The organism is Streptomyces sp. WAC03905, from assembly GCF_057371075.1.
This window is the reverse complement of the sequence record NZ_JBXYDZ010000003.1, coordinates 2,103,188-2,114,985: the sequence shown is the minus strand read 5'-3', so window position 1 is coordinate 2,114,985 and position 11,798 is coordinate 2,103,188. Positions and strand designations below refer to the sequence as shown.

Below are 11,798 nucleotides of genomic sequence, written 5' to 3'. Positions count from 1 at the left end.
GGGGAACGCGATGCAACTGCGCGAGGACGTGTCCTTGGTCGACACGGACTACGGCAAGGTCCTGCTCGACGGCGGCACCGGCGAGTACTGGGAGCTCAATCCGACCGGCAGTCTGGTCCTGACGGGCCTGCTCGCCGGCAGACCGGCCGGGGAGATCGCCGCCACGCTCTGCTCCGCGTTCGACGTGGACGGCGACCGTGCGACCGCCGACGTCACCGCGCTCCTGACCGCGCTGCGCGACGCCCGCCTGGTACGGCCATGAGCTTCCACCCCGTGCCGGAGGCCCACACCGGGACCACGTTCGCGCAGCGCGCCGCCGCCCGCCTCGCCGTGGCGGCGGCCCGCCCCCTGCTCCTGCTGTCGCCCGCCCGGCTCGGCCGGTTCCTTCGCCTGGTGGCGCGCGGCGCGCGCCCGGCCGGTCACGACCGTACGTACCGGGCGCGCCAGGCGGTCACCACGGTCAGCGCGGTGTGCGCGGGGCGGGAGGGCTGCCTGCCCCGGTCGGTGGCCACGGCGCTGCTGTGCCGGGCCCGGGGGGAGTGGCCCACCTGGTGCGTCGGCGTCCGCGCCGCGCCGCCCTTCGGCGCCCACGCCTGGGTGGAGGCGGAGGGTCTGCTGGTGGGCGAGGAACTGCCTGAGAGCTACTTCCGGGTGCTGATCAGCGTGGGCTCCCGGACCGAGGAGAGGAGCCGCCCATGACGGAACCGCCCGTCAGCAGGCCCATGACCGACCCGCTCGCGATCGGGGACCCGCCCGGGCCCACCACCGCTCCCCTGGCCGAGCCCCCGGCCGCGCCGACCGGCGGGGCGGCCGGGACCGACCGGGGCGGCAAAGGAGGAGAGGACGCCGAGCGGCCCGAGGGCCCCCGGCCCGGCATCGGTGATCTGCTGCGGCTGCTGCGCGGCAGCGGCAGGACCGTCGGCGCTGCGCTCGCGCTGACCGTCTTCGGCACCGTACTCGCGCTGCTCCAGCCGCTCCTGACGATGCGTCTGATCGACAGGGTCGCCGCCGACCGGACCTTCTCGCTGCTCGTCGTCGCGCTGGCCGCCCTGTTCCTCGCCCAGGCGGCGCTGGAGGCGTGCGGCCAGTACCTGCTGGACGTGACGGGCGAGAGCGTCGTGCGGCGCCTGCGCCGACGGCTCGTCGAGCGGCTGCTCTTCGTCCGGGTGCGCGAGCTCGACGGCCGACGGGTCGGCGACCTGCTGTCGCGCGTCGGCACCGACACCACCGTGCTCCGCGACATGGTGGCGAGCAGCTTCGTGCAACTGGTCACCGTCTCCGTGACCGGCGTCGGCGCGGCCGGACTGATGCTCTGGATCGACCCGGTGATGTTCCTCGTCGTCGCCGCCACGCTGCTGGTCGCCGCCGTCCTCGTCGCCGGGGTGATGGCAGGCATCCGGACCAGTACGGAACAGGCCCTGGCCGGTGTCGGCGCGATGACCGCCGACCTCGAACGCGCCCTCGGCGGCATCCGGACCGTACGGGCCGCCCGCGCCGAGCCCCGGGAGGCCGAGCGCATCGGCGCGGACGTGGACACGGCCTACACCGCGGGCGTGCGCTCGGCCCGGCTCGGTTCCGTCGTCGGACCCGCCATGGAGATCGCGGTCAACGGATCCTTCCTGCTCGTGCTGCTGATCGGAGCCGTCCGGGTCTCCGACGGCTCCATGTCCGTCAGCGAACTGGTCGCCTTCCTGCTCTTCGCCACCTACCTCGTCATGCCGCTCGCGGGCCTCTTCAACGCGCTCAGCCTCATCCAGCGCGGCCTCGGGTCGCTCCGCCGCATCGAGGACGTCCTCCGGCTGCCCGTCGAAGGCCCCGAGGGGGCCGACCCGAGCGCGCCGGCCCCGGCCGCCGTCCCCTCCGGCCCGGTCGCCCCGCCCCTGCTCGACGTGCGCGGCGTCGCGTTCTCCTACGGTGACCGGACCGTGCTGCGCGACGTCTCCTTCTCCGTGCCCCGGACCGGGCTCATCGCTCTCGTCGGACGGTCCGGGGCGGGGAAGACCACGCTCGTCTCGCTCGTCGAGAAGTTCTACGAGCCCGACCACGGACAGCTCCTCTTCGACGGTGAGGAGCTCCGCGGAGTCGCCCCCCGCGCCCATCGCGCCCGTATCGGACTGGTCGAGCAGCACGCGCCCCTGCTCTACGGAACACTGCGCGACAATCTCACCTACGCGAGCCCGGAAGCCGACGAGGAGGAAATTCTCGAAACGCTGCGGATGGTGAATCTGGCCGAACTCGTCGAACGCCTTCCGGACGGTTTGGAAACCGCCGTCGGAGACCGCGGCTTCAACCTTTCCGGCGGCGAACGCCAACGCGTCGCCATCGCCCGCGCGCTGCTTCCCGGGCCCGAACTCGTCCTGCTCGACGAACCCACCTCACAACTCGACCCGATCAACGAACGCGACCTCACCGACACGCTCCGCGGCATCTCCCGGGAACGCGCGCTGCTCGTCGTCGCGCACCGCATGTCGACCGTGCGCGCCGCCGACCGGATCGTCGTCCTGGACGACGGCCGGGTCAGCGCCGTCGGCACCCACGAACAGCTGCTCACCGAGGACCCGTTCTACCGCAGGCTGACCACCGACCACCTCACGCGGCCGCTGGACAGGGCCGCCGCAGACAGGAGCGTCGCAGCACCGTGAGCGAGACCGAGACACCGCACGCCGCAGCCGGCCGCGCGCCGGGCGGGCCGCACTGGAAACCGGCGCTGGGCCGCGTCGACCGGCTCACCCCGCGGGAGCAGGAAACCTTTCTGCTGCTCGCCGAGGGGCTCTCGAACGAGTCGATGGCGCAACGCCTGCACGTCACCGAGAGAACCGTGCGCGCCCATGTCGCCGCCGTCATGGAGAAACTGGAACTCTCGTCCCGCCTCGCCGTGTGCCTGGCTTCCTACGCATTCGCCACGGAAGGAATTCCCCGGCCGGTGTGAATATTGTCGCCACGGCCAATGGAAGAGCCGAACGCGATTCGACAGGATTTCTCCAGCGCCGGGAAATCACCGGCGTCCCCGGCGGATTCGGCGCCGGGAAGGAACTCCGAAAGGAAGAGTCATGTCGGACGCATTCGACCTGGACGCCCGTATCTCCGCCCCCGCCGCCGGACCCGCCGGTGAGCAGGCGCCCCCGCCGTCGATCTCGACGATCGCCACCCGCACCGTCTGCACCCGGGTCGGCTGCAGCGTCACCAAGACGTGTGCCTGCACCTCGATGTGCACGATCCTCTGCGTGGCCCCCAAGTAGGCACGGGCTGAACGTCTGGCGGGTGCTGCCGTGGTGGAGACACGGCAGCACCCGTCGACGCAGCGCGAGCAGCACGCCGAACAGACAGGACTGGACTGACATGCACCTCGCCCACCACGGTACCGACACCTGGGCCGGCACGGCAGACCCCGCACTCGTGCGCCGCGCGCGGACGGCCGTCAGCCAGGTCGTGACCGCGACCGCGACCCCCGCCCAGCTCGACGACCTCGCGCTGCGCGCAGCCGAACAGAGCGACACCTCCGGCGCCTGGTACCCGCCCAGTCTCACCCACGGCCTGGCCGGTTCGGCCCTCCTCCACCTGTACGCAGCCCGCGCCGGGCTCGGTGAGCCGGAGACCGCGTACACCCACATACGCGAGGCGGTCCTGTCCACCCAGATCGAACCCCTGGAGCACCACGGCCTGTTCGCCGGCACCAGCGGTCTCGCCCTCGCCCTCACCGACGTCGCCCGGGACGAGCCCCGCTTCGGGCCCAGCCTCGACCGGCTCAACGAGCAGCTCGCCGAGCAGGTCCTCGCCGCGCCCCCGCACCGGATCGAGCGCTCCGTCAGCGACCTCGACTACGACCTGGTCACCGGAGCCGCCGGCACCCTCGCCCACCTCGGCGCCGTCCCCCGTCCCTCGCCGCGGGTCGCCGAGGCCGTCGCCGTGCTCGTGGACCACCTCGTCTGGCTCGCCGGACCCGCCGAGACCGAGGGCACCCCGCACCGCTGGCTCATCACCCCGGCGCACTACCCGCCCGTCGGCGACTACCACGCCAGGTACCCGCACGGATATCTCAACCTCGGCCTCTCGCACGGCGCCCCGGGCGTGGCCGCAGCTCTCGCCGCCGCCTGGGAGGCGGGCCACCGCAGGCCCGGCCAGCGCGAGGCCGTCGCCCACCTCACCCGTTGGATCCGGGACCGGGCCGGCACGGACGAGCACGGCCCCGTCTGGGGCGACGGCGTCCCCGTCGACGAGTACGGCCACGAGGCCGCCACCGGGCGCGGACACGACCGGGCCGCCTGGTGCTACGGAACGGTCGGCGTCGCGGGCGCCCTGCTGACCGTCGCCGGGGCAACCGCCGACGAGGAACTCCGCACCGCCGCCGTCGCCGCGTTCGAGGGCGCGCTCGCCCGTGCCGCTCACACGCGGCCGCTCTCGCCCACGCTCTGCCACGGGCTCGCCGGACTCGTCATGCTCACCCTGGAGTTCGCGCCGCACAGCACCGCCGCCCGCGACCGGCTGCCGGCCCTCGTCGGGGAGCTGCTCGACGACCACGACGCGGCACGTCCGCTCGGCTTCGCCGACCTGGAGGACCCCGACGTGCCCGTCGACGACCCGGGGCTCCTCACCGGCGCCACCGGCGTGGCCCTCACCCTGCTCGCCGCCCTCGGCGAGCAGCGGCCCCTCTGGTTCCGCGTCTTCCTCGCCCGGTGATGCCCATGCCGTCCTACGAGCCCGCCGGCTTCTTCCTGCTGCGCGCCCCGGTCCTGCCCGCCCGCACCTTCCTCGACCTCACCGAGGACCCGGCCCGCACCCCGGGTGCCCTCGTCGAACGGGCCCGCCGCCCCGACGCCGCCCGCGCCCTGCTCGTCGCCAGCGAGGACCTGGCCGGCAGCCTCGACCGCCTCGACGAGCTGCCCGAGAAGCGCGTCCGCCGCCTCCGCTCCGGGCTGTTGCGCTACCTGACCCGCATGGCGACCCGGCCCACCCCCTTCGGAGCCTTCTCCGGCGTCGCGATGGGCGAGTTCGGCGCCGCCACCACCGCCCGGCTCGGCCGGCCCGAGGACCACCGGCTGCACGTCCGGGCCGACATGGGCTGGCTGCTGGCGCTCATCGAGAAGCTGGAGGAGGACCCGGACCTTCTGCGCCGGCTCCACCTCGTCCTCAACCCGACGGCCGCCCGGGCGGGTGACCGCGTCGTCCTGCCGCAGGCCGACAAGTACGGCCGCCACGACGAGCGGACCGTCCGCGTCAGGGCCACCCCCGCCGTCGACCTCGTCATGCGGACGGCCGCCGTGCCGGTCCCGTACGAGCGGCTCACCGCCGAACTCGCCGCCGCCTTCCCCGACGTGCCCGCCGAGACCGTCGAAGGCCTGGTCCGGCAGCTCTGGGACCTCGGCTTCCTCATCGGCGACCTGCGGCCGCCGCAGACCGCGGGGCGCCCCGAGCACCACGTCCTGAAGAAGCTGACCGACGTCCCCGCCGCCGCGTCCGCCGCCGAACGGCTCCGTACCGTCGCCGACCTCGCCGACCGGGTCCACGACACCGCCTCGCTGCGCGCGCTCGCGGCGGCGCAGGACGAACTCGTGCCCGGTCACAGCGGGCGGAGCTACCAGGCCGACACCCTCCTCGACCTGCGCGAACCCGTCCTCGACGCCTCGGTCGGACAGGCCGCGGCCGACGCCGTCGGTGTCCTGATGCGGCTCAGCGCCGCCCAGGGCAGGCGCGACCATCTCACCCGCTACCGCGAGGAGTTCACCGAGCGGTACGGCGCCGGGACCCGCGTCCCGGTCCTCAGCCTGCTCAGCCCCGACACCGGCCTGGACGCCCCGCCGACGTACACCAATCCGCCGCGCTCCATCGAGTTGCCCACCGCGCCGCCCGACGACACCGCCCGTCTGGACGGCGCACTGGTCGCGTTCGCCCAGCAGGCGTGGTGGGACCGGGCCGACGAGGTCGAGCTGACCGACGCCTGGCTCGACCGGCTCGCCCCGCCCGGCCCCGTGCCCGACCCACCGCCCGCGATGGAGGCGTACCTCCAGATCCACTCCGCCGACCGGCAGGCCCTGGACCGGGGGGAGTGGCGGGCGGTCCTGCGTCACGACAGCCTCACCTACGGAGGACGCACCTTCGGCCGCTTCGGCCACCTGCTCGGGGAGGACGCCGTGGAACGGCTCCGGGGATACGCGCGGCGCGAGGAGGCCCTCTTCCCCGACGTCGCCTACGCGGAGCTCGCCTTCCTGCCGCCGTACGGCCGCGCCGCCAACGTGACGCTCCGCCCGGCCGTCCGGCCCTACGAGATCCCCGTCAACACGGCCCCGTCGGTGGGCCCGGACCGGGTCGTGCCGCTGGACGACATCCTGGTCGGCGTCTCCGGGGACCGCTTCCACCTGTGGTCGCGCCGGCTCGACCGGGAGATCGTCGTGGCCCAGCACCACATGCTCAGCCCGACACTCGCCCCGAACGTCGCCCGCTTCCTGATCGAGGCGTCCCTGGACGGCCACATCCTGCCGACCGGCTTCCACTGGGGACCGGCGGAGGCGGCTCCGTTCCTGCCACGTGTCAGCCGCGGCAAGGTCGTCCTGCGGCCCGCCCAGTGGCGGCTCGCCGCCGGCGCCGTCGACGACCTCGACGGCTGGCGGGTCCGGTGGCGGGTGCCCCGGCACGTCTACCTCGTCGAGGCCGACCAGCGGCTGCTCCTCGACCTCGACCACCCCGCCTGCCGCGAGGAGCTCCGGGCGGAGTCGGCCAAGCGGACGGACGTCGTGCTGCACGAGATGCTGCCATCCTTCGACGGCATGTGGCTCCAGGACGAGGCGGGCGAGCGCTACGCCGCCGAGGTCGTCGTGCCCGTCGTCGCCCGCGACGCCGTGCGCGCCACCCGGGCGCCCGTGCCGCGCCACCGCCGGGAGGTACCGGTGGAGCGCCACGCCCCCGGCGGCCCCTGGACCTTCCTCAAGGTCTACGCGGCGCCCGAGCGGCAGGACGAGATCATCGCCGGTCCGCTCCTGGACCTGGTCGGAGAACTGTCCGCCCAGGAGCTCCTGGACCGCTGGTTCTACATCCGGTACGCCGACCCCTTCCCGCACCTGCGGCTGAGGGTGCGCGGCACCGACCCGGCCCGTACCCTCACCCAGGTCACCGCCTGGGGCCGGAGCCTCGTCGACCTCGGGCTCGCCCGCGACATCGAACTCGCCGCATACGCACCGGAGATCGCCCGTTACGGCGGACCGGACGTCTTCGACGCGGCCGAACGGCTCTTCCGCGCCAACAGCGAGGCGAGCGCCCTGCTGCTGTCCCGGCGGCTCGACATCAGGCCCGAGTTCCTCGCCGTCGCCGCTCTCGACACCCTCCACGCCCAGTGGGGCGTCGACCTCTCCCCGTACGCGGACCACGGCACCGGCCCGGACGAGGCCCATGTCCGCGACAGCCGCGCCCTGTTCCGCGCCCACCGCGACTACCTCTGCGAACTCCTCAGCCCCTGGGACCGCGACCCGCACCCGGAGGGCCGGGCCCACCGGTCGCTGCTCCAGGAGACCTTCGGGGCACAGGCGCCCGCGGTGGCGGAGACCGCGGAGGCGGTGCGAGCGGCCGCCCGGCAGGGCGTCCTCGTCGGCTCCGAGGAGCAGGTCCTCGCCAGCCTGGCCCACATGCAGATCAACCGGTTGCTGCCCATCGACCTCGACCGGGAGGCCCGCAGCCACGCCCTGTGGGCCCACGTCCGACGCGCGCTCCGCGGCCGCGAGGCCGCCGCCGGCGTCCCGGCTACGAGCACGGCGCACACGGCGGCGGGGGAGGTGCGCGGATGATCTGGCTGCGCGTCAGCGGACTGTTCTGGCGACTCAGTCCGCTGCGGGTGACGGCCTTCACGGTCGTCTCCGTCCTGCTCGCCCTGATCCCGGCCGCCCAGATCGGGCTCGTCGCCGCCGCCGTGCAGGGCGTGGCCGACGCCGTCACCGGCGACCCGGACGCCGGACGCTCGGCTCTTCTCGCGGGCGGTGCGCTGCTGGGCGTGGGCCTGGTCAACCACGTCCTCGGCACCTTTCTCCAGTACCTCGACACCCTGCTGCGCCTGGAGCTCACCGCCCGCGTGGGCGAGTGGGTGATGCGCAAGGGAACCCGGCTCGACCTGGAGCAGTACGAGGACGCCGAGATCTACGACACGATGCAGCGTGCCTTCCAGGAGAGCAGCGGCGGCCGCGTCTACCAGGTCTTCACCCAGCTCCTGGAGGTCGCCCGGGAGCTGGTCACGCTGGCGACGGTCAGCATCGTGCTCTTCACCTGGAGCCCCTGGATCGCCCTGGTGATCCTGGTCTCGCCCGTCCCGTCCGTGATCTCGTACATGTTCTTCAGCCACAAGGCGTACGAGATCGAGTACGAACGGGCCCCCGACCGCCGCCGCCTGTACTACTACCAGCACCTCACGACCACCGACCACACCTACAAGGAGGTGCGCCTCTTCCAGCTCGGGCCACACCTCCTGGAGCGGTACACCCGGCTCGTGCGGACCTTCTTCGACGTGGACCGGCGCCTCGCCCGCCGGCAGTCCGTCCTCGGCGGTGTCCTCGGCCTGGTCAGCGTCGCCGCCTCGTCCGGCGCCGTGCTCTGGGCCATCCACACCACCACCGAAGCGGGTCAGGTCGGCCAGCTCGCCGGCTACCTCCAGGCGGTCGGCTCGATCCAGGTCTCCGCGCACGGCATGCTGCTCGGTATCGCCGCCCTCTACAAGGACAGCCTCTTCCTCGGCAACCTCTTCGCCTTCTTCGCCCTGCCCGAACGCCGGCTCAAGGGCGGCACCCGGCCCTTCCCGGACACACTGCGCAAGGGCATCGAGTTCCGGGACGTGCGCTTCGTCTACCCCGGCACCGGCCGCGTCGTCCTCGACGGCGTCAGCTTCACCCTGCCGGCCGGCGAGTGCGTCGCCCTCGTCGGGCAGAACGGCGCCGGCAAGACCACCCTCGTCAAGCTCCTCACCCGCCTCTACGAACCGACGAGCGGGCAGATCCTCGTCGACGACGTGCCCATCGAGGAGTACGACCTCGACGATCTGCAACGCCACATGGGCGTCATCTTCCAGGACTTCATCCGCTACGAACTGCCCGTCCGCGACAACATCGGCTTCGGCCGCGTCGAGGCCCGCGAGGACACCGCACGCATCGCGGAGGCCGCCCGCGCGGGCGGCGCTTCGGCGATCGTGGACGAGCTTCCCGCAGGGCCACGACACCGTCCTCGGCCGCCACTTCGAGGACGGGCACCAGCTCTCCGGCGGACAGTGGCAGAAGATCGCCCTCAGCCGCGCCTTCATGAGGCGCGCCCCCGTCGTCGTCCTCGACGAGCCGACCGCGGCGATCGACGCCGAGGCCGAAGCCGAGATCTTCTCCCGGCTCCGGGACGTCGCCCGCGGCGCCACCTCCCTCGTCATCGCCCACCGCTTCTCCACGGTCCGGATGGCCGACCGGATCGTCGTCCTGGAGAACGGGAGGGTCATCGAGGACGGCGTCCACCAGGACCTGCTGCGAGCCGACGGCGTCTACGCCCGTCTCTTCCGAATCCAGGCTTCGGGCTACCTGACCGAAGCCGCGTCCTCATGAGGCCGAACGATGCGCGTATCCGTCCTGTACCCCCTCATGCCGACGGACCCCGAGTCCCTCGTCCCCTTCGCCGCACTCGTCCGCGACGGCGGGGCCGCCCGCCTCTGGCAGGGCCAGTCGCTGAGCGCGGACACCCAGCAGGTCTTCGCCTATCTGGCCGGGCGGGGATACCGCGTCCCGGTCGGCACCAGCGTCGTCCTGATGCCACTGCGGCACCCCGTGGAGGCCGCGATCCAGGCCCGCTCCCTCGCGCTGCTCACCGGGCACCCCACCGTTCTCGGGCTCGGCCCCGCGACCCCGGACTTCGTCGCGGGACTGCACGGCAAGCCGTACGACAGCCCGCGCGACGCCTGCCTCGCCTACCTCCGGGAGGTGCGGCGGCTGCTCGGCCCCGAGGACGACGGCGGCTCCGTCCGGCTCCCCCCACTGGCGCACCCCGGCGTCGAGACCGGACTCGGCGTGCTGCGTCCCGCGCTCGCACGCGCCGCCGGGCAGGTCGCGGACGCAGCGATCAGCTGGATGACCCCGCACGGCTACGTCCAGGACATCCTGCTGCCCGCCATGGCCAAGGGCGCCGCCGAGGCGGGCCGCCCCGTGCCGCGGGTCGTCACCGTGGTGCACGCCGCCGTCGATCGCCCGCACCGCAATCCGTACCGTCTGGCCTACACGGCCGCACACGCCCACCTCGCCGGACCGCACTACACCGACATGCTCCGCCGCGCCGGGCTGCGCGTGCACCACCGCCGCCCGAACCTCGGCGCCCGCGCCCTCGTCGACGCCGGCGTCTTCCTGCACGGCACTGCCCGCGAGATCGCCGCCGGACTGGCCGAATACGGACGCGCGGGCGTGGACGAGGTTGTCGTCAACGTCGCGGGCGTGTATTCCGACCATGGCCGACAGGACGCCGTACGAGACCTCAGGGAGATCCTGACGGCGTGCCGCGAGGCCGAGAGCTGACACACGATCGCGTGCGGCGACACGGCCGGGCCTCAGGGGCCACGCCACGCCGCACGCAGGGAGGAGAGGCACCGCGGTGCCCGACGAGATCGCCCGCTGGCTGACCGAGCACGCCCGCCCCTTGGACACGCTGACCCCGGGTGCGCCCACCGACGACCTGAAGCCGCTGGGGAAGACGCTGCGCGGCGCCCGGATCGTCGGTCTGGGCGAATCCACCCACGGCACAGCCGAGTTCTTCCGGCTCAAGCACCGGATCATGGAGTACCTGGTCCGCGAGGAAGGGTTCACCACCCTCGCCATGGAGGCCAGCGAGTCCGCCGCCCGCGCCCTGGACGCCTACGTCCGGCACGGCGTCGGAGACCCGGCGCGGCTCGTCGCCCGGCTCGGCTTCTGGACCTGGCGCACGCGGGAGATGCTCGACCTCGTCGAGTGGCTCCACGCGCACAACCGGGACCTGGCCGAGGAGCGCCGGGTGCGCTTCGTCGGCATCGACCCGCAGCGCGCCGCCGACTCGGTCGAGACCGTGACGTCCTTCCTGCGACGCGCGCACGCGCACGGACGGGAGGAGGACGCCCGCGCCCTGGAGGTCCTGATCCACGCCCGCCCCGGCTCGCGCCCCGACCCCCAACAGGAGCTCCGGCAGCGCGCCGAGGACGTCGCCCGCCACCTCGCCGACCACGCCGACGCCGACGACGAGCTGGTGGAGCACGCCCGGATCCTTGTCCGGGCCGCCGATCTCGTGACCCGCCCGCTCGACCAGTCCGCCGGGGAGGAGAGCGCCTTCGCCGTGCGCGACCGGGCCATGGCCGATGCCGTCGCCCGCCTCGTGGACGCCGACCCGGCGGCCCGGGTCATGGTCTGGGCGCACAACGGCCACCTCGCGAAGGGCACGTACGGGGACCGGGTCACCGCGCTCGGCAGCAGGCTCCGTGAGCGTTACGGTGACCGCTACTACGCCCTGGCCCTGCTCTTCGGCAAGGGCTCCTTCCTCGCCCGCAGGGACCTGCGGACCCCTCCCGTACGGCACCGCATCGGCACCGGAACCCGGTCCATCGAGGCACGGCTCGCCGACGCCCTGAAGGGCGACTACTACATCGACCTGCGCTGCACCGCCCCCTGGCTGCACACGCCGCAGGCCCAGCGCAGCTTCGGCGCCAGCGTGCCGCGGTTCTCCTACCGCTTCCACACCGCGCCGCTCGTACCGGCGAAGGACTACGACGGCATCGCTTTCGTCGCCCGCTCGACCTGCTCCCACCCGCTGCCGCAGACGGAGGAATGAGGGCAGAC

Annotated in this window: 11 protein-coding genes and 2 pseudogenes; 12 read left to right on the top strand and 1 reads right to left on the bottom strand. The window is 73.5% G+C overall.

Annotation, left to right across the window (positions count from 1 at the left end; genetic code table 11):
• The first annotated feature begins 10 nt into the window (after positions 1 to 10).
• The 7 genes from AC2RP6_RS11880 to AC2RP6_RS11850 all read left to right on the top strand — a co-directional run bounded on the left by AC2RP6_RS11880 (position 11) and on the right by AC2RP6_RS11850 (position 7,772).
• A complete protein-coding gene (locus AC2RP6_RS11880) occupies positions 11 to 262 on the top strand; it encodes a lasso peptide biosynthesis PqqD family chaperone (protein ID WP_486446209.1) in 252 nt (83 codons plus the stop codon).
• Positions 259 to 699 carry a lasso peptide biosynthesis B2 protein gene (locus AC2RP6_RS11875; protein WP_486446208.1) on the top strand — a complete coding sequence of 147 codons (441 nt, stop codon included), beginning with the start codon at positions 259 to 261 and terminating at the stop codon, positions 697 to 699. The genes AC2RP6_RS11880 and AC2RP6_RS11875 overlap by 4 nt, the downstream gene beginning before the upstream one ends.
• On the top strand, positions 696 to 2,642 hold the full coding sequence (locus tag AC2RP6_RS11870; protein ID WP_486446207.1) for an ABC transporter ATP-binding protein: 1,947 nt from the start codon (positions 696 to 698) through the stop codon (positions 2,640 to 2,642). The genes AC2RP6_RS11875 and AC2RP6_RS11870 overlap by 4 nt, the downstream gene beginning before the upstream one ends.
• On the top strand, positions 2,639 to 2,929 hold the full coding sequence (locus tag AC2RP6_RS11865) for a helix-turn-helix domain-containing protein (RefSeq protein ID WP_486446206.1): 291 nt from the start codon (positions 2,639 to 2,641) through the stop codon (positions 2,927 to 2,929). Before AC2RP6_RS11870 ends, AC2RP6_RS11865 begins: the two co-directional genes overlap by 4 nt.
• 121 nt (positions 2,930 to 3,050) lie before the next feature.
• Positions 3,051 to 3,239 (top strand): FDLD family class I lanthipeptide, encoded by a 189-nt coding sequence (locus AC2RP6_RS11860; protein ID WP_230071712.1) that lies wholly within the window; start codon positions 3,051 to 3,053, stop codon positions 3,237 to 3,239.
• Positions 3,240 to 3,339: 100 nt separating this feature from the next.
• Entirely contained in the window at positions 3,340 to 4,677 is a 1,338-nt protein-coding gene (locus tag AC2RP6_RS11855) for a lanthionine synthetase C family protein (protein ID WP_486446205.1), read from the top strand.
• Between the two features lie 5 nt (positions 4,678 to 4,682).
• Positions 4,683 to 7,772, top strand: a complete 3,090-nt coding sequence (locus tag AC2RP6_RS11850; RefSeq protein WP_486446204.1) for a lantibiotic dehydratase — start codon at positions 4,683 to 4,685, stop codon at positions 7,770 to 7,772.
• A gap of 394 nt (positions 7,773 to 8,166) precedes the next feature.
• Here the strand turns inward: AC2RP6_RS11850 and AC2RP6_RS11845 are convergent, their stop codons facing one another.
• Entirely contained in the window at positions 8,167 to 8,307 is a 141-nt protein-coding gene (locus tag AC2RP6_RS11845; RefSeq protein ID WP_486446203.1) for a hypothetical protein, read from the bottom strand.
• Between AC2RP6_RS11845 and AC2RP6_RS11840 the strand changes: the two are divergent.
• From AC2RP6_RS11840 to AC2RP6_RS11820, 5 genes and pseudogenes are all read left to right on the top strand, one after another.
• Positions 8,306 to 9,079: pseudogene (locus tag AC2RP6_RS11840) on the top strand (ATP-binding cassette domain-containing protein); the annotation flags it as partial. The gene AC2RP6_RS11845 and the pseudogene AC2RP6_RS11840 sit on opposite strands and share 2 nt — an antisense overlap.
• A pseudogene (locus AC2RP6_RS11835) lies at positions 9,009 to 9,248 on the top strand (hypothetical protein); the annotation flags it as partial. The pseudogenes AC2RP6_RS11840 and AC2RP6_RS11835, both read left to right, overlap by 71 nt.
• A gap of 18 nt (positions 9,249 to 9,266) precedes the next feature.
• Positions 9,267 to 9,554 carry a hypothetical protein gene (locus AC2RP6_RS11830; RefSeq protein ID WP_486450585.1) on the top strand — a complete coding sequence of 96 codons (288 nt, stop codon included), beginning with the start codon at positions 9,267 to 9,269 and terminating at the stop codon, positions 9,552 to 9,554.
• A 9-nt stretch (positions 9,555 to 9,563) separates the two neighbouring features.
• The gene (locus tag AC2RP6_RS11825; protein WP_486446202.1) at positions 9,564 to 10,511 is read left to right on the top strand and encodes an LLM class flavin-dependent oxidoreductase; all 948 of its coding nucleotides are present in this window, start codon (positions 9,564 to 9,566) and stop codon (positions 10,509 to 10,511) included.
• Between the two features lie 76 nt (positions 10,512 to 10,587).
• A complete protein-coding gene (locus AC2RP6_RS11820) occupies positions 10,588 to 11,790 on the top strand; it encodes an erythromycin esterase family protein (RefSeq protein ID WP_486446201.1) in 1,203 nt (400 codons plus the stop codon).
• The last annotated feature ends 8 nt before the right edge of the window (positions 11,791 to 11,798 follow it).